15 protein-coding genes are annotated in these 16,520 nt (G+C 60.3%); 10 read left to right on the top strand and 5 right to left on the bottom strand.

Annotation, left to right across the window (positions count from 1 at the left end):
- Positions 1-105: 105 nt before the first annotated feature.
- Positions 106-579, top strand: coding sequence for an Lrp/AsnC family transcriptional regulator (locus tag AC3Y64_RS28105; RefSeq protein ID WP_095119717.1), 474 nt, complete (start codon positions 106-108; stop codon positions 577-579).
- A gap of 86 nt (positions 580-665) precedes the next feature.
- Here AC3Y64_RS28105 and lpdA read toward each other — a convergent pair whose 3' ends face one another.
- A complete protein-coding gene (lpdA, locus tag AC3Y64_RS28100; protein ID WP_489985959.1) occupies positions 666-2,066 on the bottom strand; it encodes a dihydrolipoyl dehydrogenase in 1,401 nt (466 codons plus the stop codon).
- Positions 2,067-2,277: 211 nt separating this feature from the next.
- On the opposite strand from lpdA, the gene hflK (AC3Y64_RS28095) reads away from it, so the two are divergent.
- From hflK (AC3Y64_RS28095) to cfaB, 8 genes are all read left to right on the top strand, one after another.
- Positions 2,278-4,239 (top strand): protease modulator HflK, encoded by a 1,962-nt coding sequence (gene hflK / locus AC3Y64_RS28095; RefSeq protein WP_489985958.1) that lies wholly within the window; start codon positions 2,278-2,280, stop codon positions 4,237-4,239.
- Entirely contained in the window at positions 4,236-5,276 is a 1,041-nt protein-coding gene (gene hflC, locus AC3Y64_RS28090) for a protease modulator HflC (protein ID WP_489985957.1), read from the top strand. The genes hflK (AC3Y64_RS28095) and hflC overlap by 4 nt, the downstream gene beginning before the upstream one ends.
- The gene (hflK, locus tag AC3Y64_RS28085) at positions 5,273-6,322 is read left to right on the top strand and encodes a protease modulator HflK (protein WP_489985956.1); all 1,050 of its coding nucleotides are present in this window, start codon (positions 5,273-5,275) and stop codon (positions 6,320-6,322) included. The genes hflC and hflK (AC3Y64_RS28085) overlap by 4 nt, the downstream gene beginning before the upstream one ends.
- Positions 6,319-8,226: a heavy metal translocating P-type ATPase gene (locus AC3Y64_RS28080; protein ID WP_489985955.1), complete on the top strand. Its 1,908-nt coding sequence runs from the start codon at positions 6,319-6,321 to the stop codon at positions 8,224-8,226. The genes hflK (AC3Y64_RS28085) and AC3Y64_RS28080 overlap by 4 nt, the downstream gene beginning before the upstream one ends.
- 110 nt (positions 8,227-8,336) lie before the next feature.
- Positions 8,337-8,588, top strand: coding sequence for a BufA2 family periplasmic bufferin-type metallophore (gene bufA2, locus AC3Y64_RS28075; protein WP_158955432.1), 252 nt, complete (start codon positions 8,337-8,339; stop codon positions 8,586-8,588).
- A 65-nt stretch (positions 8,589-8,653) separates the two neighbouring features.
- Positions 8,654-9,499, top strand: coding sequence for an MNIO family bufferin maturase (gene bufB, locus AC3Y64_RS28070; RefSeq protein WP_489985954.1), 846 nt, complete (start codon positions 8,654-8,656; stop codon positions 9,497-9,499).
- Positions 9,490-10,275 carry an HvfC/BufC family peptide modification chaperone gene (locus tag AC3Y64_RS28065; RefSeq protein WP_489985953.1) on the top strand — a complete coding sequence of 262 codons (786 nt, stop codon included), beginning with the start codon at positions 9,490-9,492 and terminating at the stop codon, positions 10,273-10,275. The genes bufB and AC3Y64_RS28065 overlap by 10 nt, the downstream gene beginning before the upstream one ends.
- Before the next feature lie 84 nt (positions 10,276-10,359).
- Positions 10,360-11,547, top strand: coding sequence for a C17 cyclopropane fatty acid synthase CfaB (gene cfaB, locus AC3Y64_RS28060; RefSeq protein WP_158955426.1), 1,188 nt, complete (start codon positions 10,360-10,362; stop codon positions 11,545-11,547).
- Positions 11,548-11,579: 32 nt separating this feature from the next.
- On the opposite strand, the gene cls is transcribed toward cfaB, so the two are convergent.
- Positions 11,580-13,019 carry a cardiolipin synthase gene (gene cls, locus AC3Y64_RS28055; RefSeq protein WP_489985952.1) on the bottom strand — a complete coding sequence of 480 codons (1,440 nt, stop codon included), beginning with the start codon at positions 13,017-13,019 and terminating at the stop codon, positions 11,580-11,582.
- 131 nt (positions 13,020-13,150) lie between these two features.
- Here cls and AC3Y64_RS28050 point away from each other — a divergent pair, with 131 nt between their 5' ends.
- Entirely contained in the window at positions 13,151-13,669 is a 519-nt protein-coding gene (locus tag AC3Y64_RS28050) for a DUF3617 domain-containing protein (protein ID WP_158955422.1), read from the top strand.
- 81 nt (positions 13,670-13,750) lie between these two features.
- Here AC3Y64_RS28050 and AC3Y64_RS28045 read toward each other — a convergent pair whose 3' ends face one another.
- From AC3Y64_RS28045 to AC3Y64_RS28035, 3 genes are read right to left on the bottom strand one after another with little or no spacing between them, the layout of a single operon-like run.
- Entirely contained in the window at positions 13,751-15,082 is a 1,332-nt protein-coding gene (locus AC3Y64_RS28045; protein WP_489985951.1) for a dihydroorotase, read from the bottom strand.
- 3 nt (positions 15,083-15,085) lie between these two features.
- Positions 15,086-15,646, bottom strand: a complete 561-nt coding sequence (locus AC3Y64_RS28040; RefSeq protein WP_489985950.1) for a gamma carbonic anhydrase family protein — start codon at positions 15,644-15,646, stop codon at positions 15,086-15,088.
- On the bottom strand, positions 15,643-16,518 hold the full coding sequence (locus AC3Y64_RS28035) for a metal ABC transporter substrate-binding protein (protein WP_489985949.1): 876 nt from the start codon (positions 16,516-16,518) through the stop codon (positions 15,643-15,645). Before AC3Y64_RS28035 ends, AC3Y64_RS28040 begins: the two co-directional genes overlap by 4 nt.
- Positions 16,519-16,520 lie beyond the last annotated feature (2 nt).

Here is a 16,520-nt window from a genome sequence, read left to right as displayed (position 1 = left end):
TAGGGCCGGAGTGGGCCGCAGGTGCTTGCGTAGTCAGCTTCAAAACCCGGTAGATTTGGCATAACCTGCGCTGTCTATGGCTTTGACAATCGGAATCTGCCAAATATGAAACTGGATGCGTTCGACCGCAAAATCCTCGCCGCCCTGCAACGCAATGGACGGTTGAGCAACGTCGAGTTGGCGGATGAAATCGGCCTGTCGGCGTCGCCGTGCTTGCGCCGCGTGCGAATGCTGGAGGAGGCCGGGGTGATTCGCGGCTATCAGGCCAATCTGGATCGCGACGAAGTCGGCTTGGGACTGACGGTGTTTGTCGGGGTCAAGGTCGAGCGCCACAACGATGCACAGGCCGAAGCGTTTTACACAGCGGTGACGGCATTGCCGGAAGTGATTTCAGCGTTTCTGGTGTCGGGTGAATCGGACTTTCTGCTGCAAGTGGTGGTGCCGGATCTGCGCGCGTATGACCGTTTTCTAAGCGGCTGTCTGTTGAAGTTGCCGGGGGTGAGCGACATTCGCAGCAACTTCGCGATTCATACGGTGAAGACGCCGGGGGCGTTGCCTCTAGGACATCTTCCGGCCTGACAAGCAAAGATCGCAGCCTTCGGCAGCTCCTACATGGGGCGCGCATTGCGTGTAGGAGCTGCCGAAGGCTGCGATCTTTTGATTTTCTACATCTGCGTCGCCATCCCCTCGACATTCATCGCCGCCTGCCGCAACGCTTCCGAGCGCGTCGGATGTGGGTGACAGGTCAACGCAATGTCTTCCGCCGACGCACTGAACTCCATCGCCACACAATATTCGCCAATCATCTCGCTCACGCTCGGGCCGACCAGATGCACGCCGAGCACTTCATCCGTGCGCTCATCCGCTAGGACTTTGGCAAAGCCTTCGGTCTCATGGTTGATCTTCGCCCGACTGTTGGCGGTGAACGGAAATTTACCGACCTTGTAGGCGCGACCCTCGGCCTTGAGCTGCTCTTCGGTTTTGCCGACGCTGGCCAGCTCCGGTTTGGTGTAGATGACGTTGGGGATCAGGTCGTAATTGACCTCACCGGCCTTGCCGTGGATCTGCTCGACGCAGGCCATCGCTTCATCTTCAGCCTTGTGCGCGAGCATCGGCCCGGACGTCACGTCGCCGATCACCCAGACGCCAGCGGCTTCGGTGCGATGCTGCTTGTTGGCAAGCATGCCGCGCTTGTCGGTGCTCAGGCCGACGTTCTCCAGGCCCAAGCCTTGGGTGTAAGGGCGACGACCGATGGCCACCAGCACGTAATCGGCTTCGAGCAATTCAGCGGTTCCACCGGCTGCGGGCTCGACACTCAGTTGCACGACGTTGGCCGAAGTCGTTGCGCTGGTGACTTTCGAACTCAACTTGAAGGCGATCCCCTGTTTGCTCAGCGAGCGTTGCAGGGTTTTGCCAGCCTCGCCATCGACACCGGGACAGATGCGGTCGAGGTATTCCACCACCGTCACTTGCGCGCCCAGTCGCCGCCACACCGAGCCTAATTCGAGGCCAATGACGCCGGCACCAATGACCACCAGATGCTTGGGCACTTCGCTCAGCGACAGCGCGCCGGTTGAATCCAGAATGCGCTTGTTGTCGATCTCCACGCCGGGCAGGGGAGTGGGCTCGGAGCCGGTGGCGATGATGATGTCCTTGGCGGTCAGCTCGACTTTGCTGCCTTGAGCGTCGGTCACCGTGACCTTGCCCGGTCCATCAATGTGGCCCCAGCCCTTGATCCAGTCGACCTTGTTCTTGCGAAAGAGAAACTCAATGCCTTTGGTCAGGCCGGTCACGCTTTCGTCTTTCTGTTTCATCATTTGCGCGAGGTTCAGCGTCGGTTTGACCTCGATGCCGAGGTTGGCGAATTCCGCACCCATCGCCGCGTCGTACAGCTCCGAGGCATGCAGCAACGCTTTGGACGGCATGCAACCGACGTTCAGGCAGGTGCCGCCGAGGGTCGCCCGGCCCTCCACGCAAGCGGCCTTGAGGCCCAATTGGCCGGCGCGGATCGCCGCGTTATAACCACCGGGACCGCCGCCCAGAATCACTACGTCATAGTTGCTCATGCGCTTGCTCCTGATTGATGGATGCGGATCGCTAAAAGTAGCTGTCGATAAAAATTACGAACGTAATATGTGCGTTCCCGGACATTTCGGTCAAGGCTTCAGGCAAGCGACAGGTTGAGCGTCTTTGAATACCCATGATTGTGTACGAATATTTCACGCTTTTCGTTATATCGTAACGCTATGCACAGCGAGCTGAAGACATTGGGGTGATATGCAAGTTGATCTGGAGGTAGAGGGCGCGCAAGTGACCGGACTGCCGCGCTTTCAACAGGCGGCCACGCAGGGCAGGCGGCTGCGGCGCTGGGCCTATGGCCTTGGCGGATTGGCGAGTGCCGGTTGGGTGTCGGCGTTTTTTGTCGGGTTGTTCGCGCCGCAGTCGTTGTGGTTGCCGTTGCTGATCAATCTGAGCGCGGCGCTGTTGGTGCTGGTCGCCGGGCTGCAATCGGCATGGTGGGTCACGCAGTGGCGGGCGCGGGCGATAAATCCTGTCGCGCTGACAATGGTTGCCGAAGATGAGCAGCCTGCGCCTGAAGGTTGGTACGAGCGGCTCCTGGATCGACTCAGTCAGCGCGGTTTGCACGTGCTCGGCCAGATCGGTGCTGCGACGCTGTGGTTGGGCGGTTGGGCCGTGCTGGTGTCGCTGAGCATTGAACAGGTGTGGAACCTGTCATTGCCTGCCGCTGCCGTTGGATTGTCCGCCACGGTGGGTGCCGCGTTGGCATTACTGCTGGCGTTCGGCTTGCTGGTGCTGGAGCGCCAACTCGCTCAGGAAAACCCGGCGCAATGGCCAGAAGCGGGATCACTGGCGCAACTTACTCGCGTGGCGATCATCAGCCTGGTGCTTGGTGCGCTGTGTTTGTTGTTTGCTGGCGAAAACGCGGTTTGGCCGATCCGAGTGGCGGTACTCATCGGCATCTTGCCGGGATTGGCGGCGATCGAGCTGCTATTGCGCGCCGTTATTTCTACCTTCAGTCCCCGCCGCGAGCAGCTTGAACCGACGCTGCTGGCGCGCAGTTTTGTCGCCGACATGTTGCGCTGGCCGCCACAACCGTTGCTCGCGTTGCAGCATGAATTGCACAACCGCTTTGGCATCGATCTGCGGCAGATCTGGGCGTTCAGCTACATGCGTCGCGCGTTTCTACCAGTGCTGGCATTCGTCGCTGCTGTGGGATGGTTGCTCACCGGCATCCATGAAATTCCGCTGCAGGGCCGGGGCATTTATGAGCGTTTCGGCAAACCGGTGCAGGTGTTCGGCCCTGGTTTGCACGCAGGTTTGCCTTGGCCGCTGGGCCGCGTGTTGATCGTCGAAAACGGTGTGGTGCATGAACTGGCAACCAGCGTTGGCGAGAATCCCGCGCCACCTCAAGCCGATCCCGCTGAAGGCCCTGCGCCATTCACCGCCAATCGCCTGTGGGACGCCAGTCACGTCAATGACAAGTCGCAAGTCATCGCCAGCAGCCGTGGCGATCAGCAGAGCTTTCAGATCGTCAACATGGACGTGCGCTTCGTCTATCGCATTGGCCTGACGGATCAAGCTGCGCTGGCGGCCACCTACAACAGTGCCGATGTGCCGACGCTGATTCGTAGCACCGCCAGCCGGATTCTGGTGCACGACTTTGCCTCGCGCACCCTCGACGGTTTGCTCGGTGAAGACCGGGTAGGGCTGGGCGAGGAGATTGGTCGTGCGGTGCAAGGCGATCTGCAACAGCTCAACAGTGGTGTGGAAATTCTCGCCACGGTGGTTGAAGCCATTCACCCGCCGGCCGGTGCCGCCAACGCTTATCACAGTGTTCAAGCTGCGCAGATCGGCGCGCAGGCGTTGATCTCCCGTGAGCGTGGCGCAGCAGCCGAAGCCAGTAATCAGGCGCAATTGCAGGCCAGCCTTGCCCGCGATCAGGCCAGCGCCAACGCCCGCGAAACCAGTGCCACCGCACAAGCGGCAGACCTGAAATTCAGCGCCGAACAGAAAGCCTACGCCAGTGCCGGTCAGGCCTTCGTGCTGGAGCAATACCTCGGTCAACTCAGCCAAGGCCTGAGCAAAGCCAAGTTGCTGGTACTCGATCATCGCCTCGGTGGCAGCAGCAATGCGCCGACCATCGACTTGCGTACCTTCACGCTGCCGGCTGACCCGACGCCCGCGCGCACCACCGCTCAACCAGGAGTCGCCCATTGAGCCAGTCGCACACTCACGAACCGCATGATCACAGCGGCCACGATCACGGCCACGGCGGACATCATCCCCATCATGGGCATCATCACCACGGTGCGCCGGAAGAGGCGGGGCCTTTCCCGTGGCGGCGGATGGGATGGGCGGCGTTGCTGGTGGCGTTCGCCATCGCAGCGGCGAGCCTGGTGCAAGTGCGCTCCGGGGAAGCCACGGTGATTACCCGTTTCGGCAATCCATCGCGGGTATTGCTTGAGCCAGGTTTGAGCTGGCGCTGGCCGGCGCCATTCGAAGCGGCGATCCCGGTGGATTTGCGTTTGCGGACGACGTCCAGCGGTTTGCAGGATGTCGGCACCCGCGACGGTTTGCGCATCATCGTGCAGGCCTATGTGGCGTGGCAGGTGCAGGGTGACCCGGACAACGTGCAGCGTTTCATGCGCGCGGTGCAGAACCAGCCAGACGAAGCGGCGCGGCAGATTCGTACCTTTGTCGGCTCGGCACTGGAAACCACGGCGAGCAGTTTCGATCTGGCGAACCTGGTGAATACCGATGCCAGCCAAGTGCGCATCACCGATTTCGAAGCGCAGTTGCGCCAACAGATTGATCAGCAATTGCTCGCGACTTATGGCGTGCGCGTCGTGCAAGTCGGCATCGAGCGTTTGACCTTGCCGTCCGTGACGCTGACTGCCACGGTCGATCGCATGCGCGCCGAGCGTGAAACAATTGCCACCGAACGCACGGCGATCGGCAAACGCGAAGCGGCGCAAATTCGTTCCGCTGCCGAACGCGATGCGCGAATTGTGCAAGCCGATGCCACGGTGAAAGCCGCAGAAATCGAAGCACAGTCCCGCGTTGAAGCCGCGCAGATTTACGGTCGTGCCTACGCCAGTTCGCCGCAGTTGTATAACTTGCTGCGTTCGTTGGATACCCTCGGCACCATCGTCACCCCGGACACCAAACTGATTCTGCGCACCGACGCCGCACCATTCCGCGTGCTGGTCGACGGACCGCCGACACTCGACAGCAAATCCGGATCGCAGCCATGAGTGAAGAAGTTCCACGTGGAACACGTGCGCTGAACAGTCCGTGGGTTCAAGCCGGTCGTTTGGCCTTTTTTGCCCTGTACGCAGTAACGGTGTTGGCCGCGCTGGCGTGGGCGTTCTCCAACGTCCGACAGATCGACCCGCAGAATCGCGCCGTGGTTTTGCACTTCGGCGCTTTGGGTCGCGTGCAAAACGCCGGTCTGCTGTTGGCGTGGCCGCAGCCATTTGAACGGGTGGTTTTGCTGCCAGCAGCGGATCGAGTGATCGAACGCCGAGTGGAAAACCTGTTGCGCAGCGATGAAGCGTTGAAGGCTGATCGCGTCGCTTCGTTCGCCACACCGTTGAGCGACGCGCTGGCCGGTTCTGGTTATTTATTGACCGGTGACGCCGGCGTGGTGCAACTGGATGTGCGGGTGTTCTACAAAGTCACCGACCCTCACGACTTCGTTCTGCAGGCCGATCATGTGCTGCCAGCACTGGATCGATTGGTCACCCGCAGCGCCGTGGCACTGACGGCTGCACGGGATCTGGACACCATTCTGGTCGCTCGCCCGGAATTGATCGGCGCCGACAATCAAGCGGCGGAACGCCGTGAAAGGTTGCGCGGGGATTTGGTGCAAGGCATTAACAAACGCTTGGCCGAGTTGAAGGCGAGCGGGCAGGGCATCGGCATCGAAGTGGCGCGGGTCGATGTGCAATCGAGCCTGCCAGATCCAGCGGTCAGCGCGTTCAACGCAGTACTGACCGCGAGTCAGCAGGCCGATAAAGCCGTGGCCAACGCGCGCACTGATGCCGAGAAACTCACTCAGACTGCCAACGAACAAGCCGACCGTGCAATTCAGGTGGCTCACGCGCAAGCCGGTGAACGCTTGGCCAAAGCCTCGGCCGATACCGCCACGGTGTCGAGTCTGGCCAGCAGCACCGATCCACAAATGCTCCTGCGCCTTTATCGCGAGCGCATGCCGAAGATTCTCGGGCAGGCTGGATCTGTGACCACTGTCGATCCGAAAGACGATTCCCGTCTGATCATTCAGGGAGCCAGTCAATGACTGCGACGACCGCCGCACCGAGCCTGTTGTCCTCGGCTGAACAACGCCGCGCCGCTCGGCAACTGACACTCGCCATGCTTGCGCTCGGCCTGTTGGGTCTGGGGTTGATCTGGCGTTGGCTGGTGCCGGAACAAACCGGTGTGAGTCAGTTGCTGCTCGGTTTTGCTTCTTTATTAGTCGCCGTTCCGGTGATGCGCTCGGCGTGGTACAGCCTGCGCTATCCGAGCCTGCACGGCATCACCGACCAACTGATTGCCTTGGCCATGCTTGGTGCCTGGGCAACCGGCGATCTGCTGACGGCGGCGCTGCTGCCGATCATCATGATCTTCGGCCACGTGCTGGAGGAGCGCAGCGTCATCGGTTCGCAGGAAGCAATTCATGCGCTCGGCCAACTGACCCGCAGCCACGCTCGCAAGGTTCAGGCCGATGGCTCGATCATCGAAGTGGACAACGGCACGTTGAAATCCGGCGATATCGTCGAGGTACGCGCAGGTGATCGGGTGCCGGCAGATGGGCGGGTGTTGTCCGGTCAGGCGAGTCTCGACACGGCTTCGATTACCGGTGAGTCAGTGCCCGTCGAAGCGGGCGGCGGCATGACGGTGTTTGGCGGCGCGATCAACCTTGATGGCCTGCTGCGCATCGAAGTGACCCGCACCGGTGATGAGTCGACCCTCGGCAAAGTCATCGCGCTGATGCAGAACGCCGAGCGTTCGAAACCACCGATCACTCGTTTGCTCGAGCGTTACGCTGGCAGCTACATGGTGCTGGTGTTGTTGCTGGCGGCGGTGACCTGGTTCGTCACCAACGATGCGCAAGCGATGCTCGCGGTGTTGGTCGCGGCGTGCCCGTGTGCGCTGGTGTTGTCGGCACCGGCCACGGCGATTGCCGGCGTGGCGGTGGCGGCGCGCCACGGGATTCTGATCCGCAGCTCGGCGTTTCTTGAGGAACTGGCTGACCTCACGTCGCTGGTGGTCGACAAGACCGGCACCCTGACATTCGGCACATTGCGGTTGCAGTCGATCAACAGCCCGCGCGCGAATTCATCAACCGTCATCGCACTCGCCGCCAGCTTGGGCGCTGCGAGCAGTCACCCGGTCAGTCGGGCGTTGGCGGGGCTGGTCAGTCAGGAAGAAATTCTGCCGCTCAGCGATATTCGCGAGCGCCAAGGCCTCGGTGTGGTGGCCATGACCGGGCAGGGCGAAGCCGCGCTGGGTCGACCTGAGTTGTTCACGCAGCTCGGGATTACCACCACAACCGTTCCGGAGCACGACGGGCCGATTGCCGGCCTGGCGTTGCAGGGAGAATTTCTCGCCTGGTTGTTGCTGGCCGACACAGTCAAACCGGAGGCGCGTTTCGCGCTTGGCGAGTTGCGTGAACTGGGTCTTGGGCGGCAACTGCTGCTGACCGGTGACCGCAACAGCGTCGCTCAGGCCTTGGCCAAAGACGTCGGCCTGCACGAGGTCGAAGCCCAGGCGTTGCCTGAGGACAAACTCAATCGCGTGCTCAAGGAAATCGACAACGGCTTCCGGCCGATGGTGGTGGGCGATGGCATCAACGATTCGCTGGCACTCAAGGCCGGCGTCGTCGGTGTGGCCATGGGCGCGGGCGGCGCCGATATCGCGCTGGCTTCGGCGGACATCGTGTTGATCGGCAGTGACCTGCGCCGTCTCGGTACTTGTGTGCGGCTCAGTCGTCAGTGCCGCCGGACGTTGCAGGTCAACGTGATCATCGGTCTGGGCTGGACGCTGGCGATCGTGGTGTTCGCCGCCTTCGGTTGGCTCGGTGCCGCCGGGGCGATGATCGCCGCGCTGCTGCACAACCTCAGCACGTTGTTGGTGCTGGGTAACGCCGGGAGACTGCTGCGCTTTCAGGAGCCGCTGTTGAAGCTCAAGGAAGATATTTAGCAATATTTCTGACCTCTGTGTAACGCCGTCAGGGTCGCGCTCTCTAGTGCTATGTCGGGACTGAACAACCTTCCAGCCGACACCCCTGACGATTACCGAGGATAAGAAAAATGACCATTAAATCCGCTGCTGCTGGTGCCGCTCTCGCGTTGGCCGCCGCCACGATGTTTGCCGGTGTTGCCACCAACGCGATGGCTGCCGATGCCAATGTTCACTGTTATGGCGTGAATGGCTGCAAAGGCCAGAACGACTGCAAAACCAAAGACCACGCCTGCAAAGGCATGGGCTCCTGCAAAGGCCAGGGCTTCAAGGCGATGACTCAAGCGGCTTGCGAAAAAGCAGGTGGCAAGGTCGGCGAGTAACTGACCGGCAAGTGCCGCCGCAGTGGTTGACGCCACTGCGGCCACTTTTTATCAGGAGGTCGCTTATGCCTGTTTCTCATGCTTTCCTCGGCTACGGCCTGGGACTGCGCAGCGCTTATTATCAGCAGATCCTCGAACAGTCGCCCGATGTGGACTGGTTCGAAGTGGTCTCGGAAAATTTCATGGTGCAGGGCGGCAAGGCTCTGTATTACCTGGATGCCATCGCCGAACGCTATCCGCTGGTAATGCACGGCGTGTCCTTGTCCATCGGCGGGCCGCATGCCCTCGATCCGGACTATCTCAAACAACTCAAGCAACTGGCCGATCGGGTCAAACCGGCATGGGTCTCCGATCACCTGTGCTGGAGCCGTGGCAACGCCCATCAGTTGCACGACTTGTTGCCGCTGCCCTATACCGCAGAAAGCCTCGAATACATCGCCGGCCGTGTGGCCCAGGTTCAGGATGTGTTGCAGCGGCCGCTGGTGTTGGAGAATGTCTCCAGCTATGTGCGCGCCGCGTCGGACGAGTTCACCGAATGGGAATTTCTCGCGACCCTGAGCCGGGAGAGCGGCTGCGAGTTGTTGCTCGACGTTAATAATGTCTACGTCAGTTCGCGCAATCACGGCTTCGATCCGTGGGCGTTCATTCAAGGATTGCCGACAGAAAAAGTGCGTCAACTGCATCTGGCCGGACACAACGATTACGGCGATTACGTCATCGACACCCACGACCATCCGGTGAGCGATCCGGTCTGGGCGCTGTACCAGCGCACGCTGGAACACATCGGCCCGGTGGCGACGTTGCTGGAACGCGATGATCACTTCCCGCCGTTCGAAGAACTGCTCGCCGAACTGCACAAGGCCCGCGAGTTGGGTGACACGGTTCTGGCCGGGAGACAGCAATGCGCTTGAAGGAATGGCAACTGGCGTTCGAAACGTTTCTGCTGGATGCCGCGCCGGCGGATAGCGCCTTGGCCGACAGCCTGATCGGTGGGCCGACGCTCGACGTCGGTACGGGCTTGGCGATTTATCACAACGCTTACACGGCGCGTTTGCTGGAAGTGCTGAGCCACGATTTCCCGGCCATTCATTATTGGATGGGCGATGAAGAATTCGATCTGCTCGCCACCGCGTATATCCGCCAATACCCGTCGGCGCATTACAGCCTGCGTTGGCTGGGCAAAGGTTTTGAAGCATTTATCCGCGAGCATCTGGTGCCCGAGCAAAGTGCGCCGTTGGCTGAACTGGCAGCGCTGGAGTGGGCATTCACCCTGGCGTTCGATTCCCCGGCCGGCGCGCCGCTGACGATCAATGCGATGGCGACACTGGCGCCGGAAGAGTGGCCGACTTTGCAGTTCAAACCGACGCCTTCGCTGCAATGGCTGGCGTGCGAATTCAACAGCGTCGCGATCTGGCGCGCGGTAAAGGACGAAGCGGATTTCCCGCACAGCGTGGCACTCGAAACATCCCAGGTCTGGGTGATCTCGCGTAACGAGTTGGTGTGCAACTACCGCAGTCTGGAAAGCGCTGAGGCGAATGCGTTGAATGGGTTGTTGAATGATGGCTGGAATTTCTCCGAACTGTGTGCTGAGTTAGCAGTCATTTATGGTGAGGACGCGCCACTGCAGGCTGTTACGTGGTTGAAACAGTGGGTTCAGGAAGGCTTGTTGGAGCGTCTGCAACGATAGATGCGGCTAATCAAATCGATAGCCTGCTATTTTTCTAGGATGGTCTACCCTCAGATCTGACGTCTGAAACAAGGGGGATTTTCCATGCTCGCGCAACTTCCACCGGCCTTACAGAATCTGCAGCTTCCGCTTCGCCTGCGACTCTGGGACGGCCATGAGTTCAATCTGGGGCCGACGCCCAGCGTCACCATCGTGGTCAAGGACCCGCAGATGGTCACCCAGTTCACCCATCCAAGCCTCGATGCGCTCGGAGCGGCATTCGTTGAAGGCAAGCTGGAACTGGAGGGCTCGATCAGCGAGGTCATCCGGGTTTGCGACGAATTGAGCAACGCGTTGCTCGGTGACGATGACGACAATCAGCCGGTGAGGGCCTTGCACGACAAGGAAACCGACGCCAAAGCCATCTCCTACCATTACGACCTTTCCAATGCGTTCTACCAGCTCTGGCTGGACAGCGACATGGCGTATTCCTGCGCGTATTTCGAAACGGGCAGCGAAACCCTGGAGCAGGCGCAACAAGCCAAGTTCCGTCATTTGTGCCGCAAGCTGCGTTTGCAGCCGGGCGACTATCTGCTGGATGTCGGTTGTGGTTGGGGCGGTCTGGCGCGGTATGCCGCGCGAGAGTTCGGCGCGAAAGTCTTCGGTATCACCCTGAGCAAGGAACAACTGGAACTGGCGCGCGAGCGAGTCAAAGCCGAGGGCCTGGAAGACCAAATCGAACTGCAACTGCTCGACTACCGTGATCTGCCCCAGGACGGGCGCTTCGACAAGGTGGTCAGCGTCGGCATGTTCGAACACGTCGGCCACGCCAATCTGGCCGAGTACTGTAAAACCCTGTTCGGCGCGGTGAAGGAGGGCGGTCTGGTGATGAACCACGGCATCACCGCCAAGCACACCGATGGCCGTCCAGTAGGACGCGGTGCCGGGGATTTCATCGAGAAGTACGTGTTCCCCAACGGCGAGTTACCGCACCTGTCGATGATTTCAGCAGAGATCAGCGAAGCTGGGCTGGAGATTGTCGACGTCGAAAGCCTGCGCCTGCACTACGCACGCACGCTGGATCACTGGAGCGAGCGACTGGAGGACAACCTTGAAGCCGCTGGCAAACTGGTTCCGGATCAGGCGCTGCGCATCTGGCGTTTGTACCTGGCCGGTTGTGCTTACGCCTTTGCACGCGGCTGGATCAACCTGCATCAGATCCTGGCGGTGAAAGCGCATCCGGACGGCAGCCATGAACTGCCGTGGACTCGCGACGATATCTATAACCCTTGATTCGTGCTGAAGCCACCAATCGCGGGAGGGCTTCAGAGAATCGGAGAAATCAGCCGGGCGATCCGCATGCCGACTTGTTGCAGGCGGTGGATCTCCCGGCTTTCTTCTTTGGCCACTTCATAGGCGTGCTCGAAATCCTGATTGAGCATCTGTTCCACACTGGCAGCAAAGTCGCTGTCGACGGTCAGCAGCATCACTTCGAAATTCAAGCGGAATGAACGGTTGTCCAGATTGGCGCTGCCGATCGCGCTGATTTCGCTGTCGATCAACACCACCTTCTGATGCAGGAAACCGGGTTCATAGCGGAACACCCGCACGCCTGCGCGCACCGCTTCAAACGCGTAAAGACTGGAAGCGGCATAGACGATGCGGTGATCGGGTCGCGAGGGCAGCAGTAGACGGACATCCACGCCGCGCAGCACGGCCAGTCGCAGTGCGGCGAACACAGCTTCATCGGGGATGAAATAGGGGCTGGTGATCCACACGCGTTCGGTGGCCGCATGGATCGCTTCGACGAAAAACAGCGAACAGGTTTCGTAGGCGTCTGCCGGGCCACTGGCGAGCAACTGGCAGAGCACGCCGTCTTCCGGGTACTCGTCCGGCAGAATCAATGGCGGCAGCGTGCGCGCCACCCAGAACCAGTCTTCGGCAAAGGATTCCTGCATGCACGCTACGACCGGGCCGCGCACCTTGATGTGAGTATCGCGCCACGGTGCCAGCGGTGGTTTCTCGCCCATGTATTCGTCGCCGACGTTGTGCCCGCCGACAAAACCGACCACGCCATCAACCACGACGATCTTGCGATGGTTGCGGAAGTTGACCTGAAAGCGGTTGAGCCAGCCGCTGCGGGTGGCAAAAGCTTTGACCTCGATACCGCCATCACGCAGCGCCTGCACGTAGCTGTGGGGCAGGGCATGACTGCCAATGCGATCGTAGAGCAGGTGAATGGTCACGCCTTCGGCGGCTTTCTTCAGCAGCAGATCGCGCAGACGCTGGCCGAGCCGGTCATCGTGGATGATGAAGAACTGGATCAACACCGCTTGTTTCGCCTGATCGATGGCATGGAAAATCGCCTCGAATGTGGCGGTGCCGTTCACCAGCAGTTGCACTTCGTTGTTGGCCAGGCAGGGCATGCGGCCCAGTTTGGGCATGGCCCGCAACGACGCATAAGCGTTCGAGGCCCGCGCGGCCAAGGCTTCTTCTACCCAGGGGCGCCAGTTCAGTTCAGAGATGGCCTGGCGCATTTGTTCGTTGGCCTGGCGGCGCGACTTGATATAACCATCGAAGGTACTGCGGCCAAACACCAGGTACGGAATTAGCGTGAGGTAAGGAATGAAGATCAGCGACAATGCCCAGGCGATCGAGCCTTGTGCCGTGCGTACGGTGAGCACCGCATGCACGGCGGCGATCAAGCCGAGGGTGTGTATCAGGGCAATCAGATAACCGAAAATATGCGGTCCAAAATAATCCATGGGGCAGCCTTGCTCCGGAAGATTCAATGCTTAACAGACCATGTTCTGTCGCGAATGTCGCTATTTAATTGGCGCATGAACCGAAGCAACCGGCCGACGTCTAACGGCCACTACTGATCAGGAGTTTTTCGATGAACGTTCGTCTGCTGAGTTTGGCGCTGGGCCTGGGTTTGGCATTGCCGGTGATTGCGCAAGCGCAGATGCTGCAGCCGGGGCTGTGGGAAATGACATCGAGCAACGTCAAGGTCGATGACCAGCCGATGGATGTGCAATCGATCCTCGGTCAGTTGCAAGGGCAGATGACCCCGCAACAGCGCGCAGCGTTGGAGAAGAACGGCATCAATATCGGCGGCAAGGGCATCCGTGCCTGCCTGACGCCTGAACAAGTGGCGACCAACGATATCCCGCTGGCCGATCCGCAATCGGGCTGCAAACAGCAGATCACCGAGCGCACCGGCAACCAGTGGAAATTCCGCTTCAGTTGCCCGAAAGCGCAGGGCACCGGGGTGGCGACTTTCCTCAGTGACCGCGAGTTCACCACCGTGGCCAACGGCACGTTCAACGCCATCGGGATTAACCAGAAGGGCAGCCTAGAGACGCGCGCGGTGTGGCTCGGCCAGGATTGCGGCGCGGTTAAACCCCGCGCCTAAAATGCCTCGCCAGCAGGGCTGGCTCCCACAGGAAAACGTCCAATGTGGGAGCTAGCCCTGCTAGCGATGGCGTCCTCGAATTCAGCGCATAAACCTCAGCGCCAACCCGCGACAACCCTCATTCACCCGACCCTCGCGCCAGGCAATCTGCCCCGACACAACCGTCGTGCTCACCCGATGCCGAAAGCTACGCCCGGCAAACGGCGTCCATCCGCACTGCGACAGAATCGGTTGCCGATCAACTTCCATTGTCTGCGGCTCCACCAACACCAGATCCGCCCAATACCCTTCACGTAAATAACCCCGATCCGGAATCGCAAACAGATCCGCGACGCGATGGCTCGTCTTTGCCACCAGCGTCGTGATCGGTAGAACACCGTCTGCAACCAGCTCCATCAGCGCCGGCAACGCATGCTGCACCAAAGGCAACCCAGAAGGTGCATGCGGATAGGGACCCTGCTTTTCTTCCCAGGTATGCGGGGCGTGATCGCTGCCAATGACATCCAGCCGATTGCTGTTCAATGCTTCACGCAGGGCATCGCGATCGTTCTGAGTCTTGATCGCCGGGTTGCATTTGATCAGGTTGCCGAGGCTTGGGTAATCACGATCATCGAACAACAAGTGGTGCAGGCAGACTTCAGCGGTGATGCGTTTCTGCGCCAGCGGTTTGTCCTCGAACAATGCCAGCTCTTGAGCAGTGGTGAGGTGCAAAACGTGCAGGCGCGTGCCGTGACGTTTGGCGAGCTCCACGGCCAATGAAGAGGAGCGATAACATGCCTCGGCATTGCGAATCAGTGGGTGAGCGGCGGGCGGGATGCGTTCACGGAACAGCTCGCGCAGATTGGCGGCGTTGGCGTCGATGCTCGGCGTGTGTTCGCAGTGGGCCAACAGGATTGTCGGCACCTCGGCAAACAGTCGCTCGAGGATCTGCGGATCATCCACCAACATATTGCCGGTCGACGCGCCCATGAACACTTTCACCCCAGCCACTTCGCACGGATTGAGCGCGGCCACCGTGTCGAGGTTGTCCCGACTTACGCCAAAGTGAAAGCCGTAATTGGCCACTGAGTTGATCGCCGCCCGACGTTTTTTATCGGCCAGCGCTTCGAGGGTCAGCGTGGCGGGATTGGTGTTGGGCATGTCCATGAAGCTGGTGATGCCGCCGGCAACTGCCGCGCGCGACTCGGTGTGAATGCTGCCCTTGGCCGGCGCACCCGGCTCACGAAAATGCACCTGGTCATCGATCATCCCCGGCAGCAACCATTGGCCGTTGGCGTCGATTTCTACCGTGGCGTTTTCACCTTCAATGCTTCGCGCAATTTTGACGATGCGACCGTTGCTGACCAACAGATCGCCGTCGAACTCGCGTCCCTCGTTAACCAGTCTGGCGTTGCGAATCAGCACGCTGCTCATGGTTCAGAACTCGTTCTGCAAGGCTTTGTAGCCACGCACCAGATCGACATTGGTACGCGCCACGTCTTCGGAAAACTCCGAGGCGCTGACACTCACCGGCGGGAATTGCGAGAGGTCAGTGTTCGGGCCGATGCGGGTGGTGGAGGGCACGTAAAACGCGTCGGGCAAATCCCGGCCATCGACCACCGAGTTGTGCCGCACTACACAGCCGTCACCGACCACGCAGTTGAACAACACGCTGTTGAAACCGATGAACACGCGGTCGCCGACCACGCACGGGCCATGCACGATCGAGCGGTGCGCGATGGACGTGAATTCGCCAATGGTGACTGCCGCGCCGGATTTGGAGTGAATCACCACGCCGTCCTGGATGTTCGAATTGGCGCCGATGGTGATCGGTTCCATTTCGCCCGAGCCATCCACTTCGTCGGCGCGGATGACTGCGTAGGGGCCGACGAAGACGTTCTCGCCAATCACCACTTTGCCGCAGATGATTGCGGTTTTATCGACGTAGGCCGACTCGGCGATCTGTGGCAAATCACCTGAAGGATTCTTGCGGATCATGGTCGGCTCAGCGCGTCATAAAGGGTGTTGAGGTTGTATTCGAACAGGCCGGTGAAAGTGCTGGCCGGACCATTCGTGGCGAGCGCATCCGAGTACAGCGTGCCGCCGATGTGCGCGCCGCTTTCATCGGCAATCTGCTTGAGCAGGCGCGCGTCCTTGATGTTTTCCATGAACACCGCTTTGACCTTGGCCTGGCGAATTTGTGTGATCAGCGCAGCGACTTCCGCGGCCGAAGGTTCGCGCTCGGTGGACAAACCTTGGGGCGCCATGAAGTCAATGCCGTAGGCCTGACCGAGGTAACCAAACGCATCGTGGCTGGTAACGATCTTGCGGTTGCCCGGTGGCAACGAACCGAGTTTGGTTTTGGCTTCGGCGAGCAGGGCGTAGATCTGCTTCAGATAGGTTTTGCTGTTGCGCTCGTAGTCGGCTTTGTTTGCCGGGTCGGCGGCGACCAGTGCCTTGGTGATGTTCGCCACGTACAACTCGGCGTTCGCCAGATTGTGCCAGGCGTGCGGGTCGGGAACGGTCTCACCGTCCTCATCCAGCGAGCGGGGAATCACGCCATGGCTGGCACTGATGACGGTGGCTTTGGTCTCGGTGCTGGTCACCAGCCGATCCAGCCACGGCTCGAATCCGAGACCGTTCTTGATGATCAACTTTGCGCCAAGCAAGGCTTTGGCATCGTCCGGTGTCGGCTCGTAGGTGTGTGCGTCAGCGTCGGGGCCGACCATGTTGGTGATCTGGATATGCTCACCGCCGACCTGTTGCACCATGTCGGCGAGGATGCTGAAGCTGGTCACCACCGGTAATTTTTCCGCCGCCGACAATGACATCGAGAGCAATAAGCTGAACAGCACGAGTAGAGCGCGCATCG

The organism is Pseudomonas sp. 4CAES_32.4 (assembly GCF_058136335.1).
This window is presented reverse-complemented; position numbering and strand designations above follow the sequence as displayed.

Excerpts from the sequence above, each read along its gene's own strand:
- AC3Y64_RS28105 (WP_095119717.1), top strand. The coding sequence starts at position 106 with ATGAAACTGGATGCGTTCGACCGCAAAATCCTCGCCGCCCTGCAACGC.
- lpdA (WP_489985959.1), bottom strand. The coding sequence starts at position 2,066 with ATGAGCAACTATGACGTAGTGATTCTGGGCGGCGGTCCCGGTGGTTAT.
- hflK (WP_489985958.1), top strand. The coding sequence starts at position 2,278 with ATGCAAGTTGATCTGGAGGTAGAGGGCGCGCAAGTGACCGGACTGCCG.
- hflK (WP_489985956.1), top strand. The coding sequence starts at position 5,273 with ATGAGTGAAGAAGTTCCACGTGGAACACGTGCGCTGAACAGTCCGTGG.
- AC3Y64_RS28080 (WP_489985955.1), top strand. The coding sequence starts at position 6,319 with ATGACTGCGACGACCGCCGCACCGAGCCTGTTGTCCTCGGCTGAACAA.
- bufA2 (WP_158955432.1), top strand. The coding sequence starts at position 8,337 with ATGACCATTAAATCCGCTGCTGCTGGTGCCGCTCTCGCGTTGGCCGCC.
- bufB (WP_489985954.1), top strand. The coding sequence starts at position 8,654 with ATGCCTGTTTCTCATGCTTTCCTCGGCTACGGCCTGGGACTGCGCAGC.
- AC3Y64_RS28065 (WP_489985953.1), top strand. The coding sequence starts at position 9,490 with ATGCGCTTGAAGGAATGGCAACTGGCGTTCGAAACGTTTCTGCTGGAT.
- cfaB (WP_158955426.1), top strand. The coding sequence starts at position 10,360 with ATGCTCGCGCAACTTCCACCGGCCTTACAGAATCTGCAGCTTCCGCTT.
- cls (WP_489985952.1), bottom strand. The coding sequence starts at position 13,019 with ATGGATTATTTTGGACCGCATATTTTCGGTTATCTGATTGCCCTGATA.
- AC3Y64_RS28050 (WP_158955422.1), top strand. The coding sequence starts at position 13,151 with ATGAACGTTCGTCTGCTGAGTTTGGCGCTGGGCCTGGGTTTGGCATTG.
- AC3Y64_RS28045 (WP_489985951.1), bottom strand. The coding sequence starts at position 15,082 with ATGAGCAGCGTGCTGATTCGCAACGCCAGACTGGTTAACGAGGGACGC.
- AC3Y64_RS28040 (WP_489985950.1), bottom strand. The coding sequence starts at position 15,646 with ATGATCCGCAAGAATCCTTCAGGTGATTTGCCACAGATCGCCGAGTCG.
- AC3Y64_RS28035 (WP_489985949.1), bottom strand. The coding sequence starts at position 16,518 with ATGCGCGCTCTACTCGTGCTGTTCAGCTTATTGCTCTCGATGTCATTG.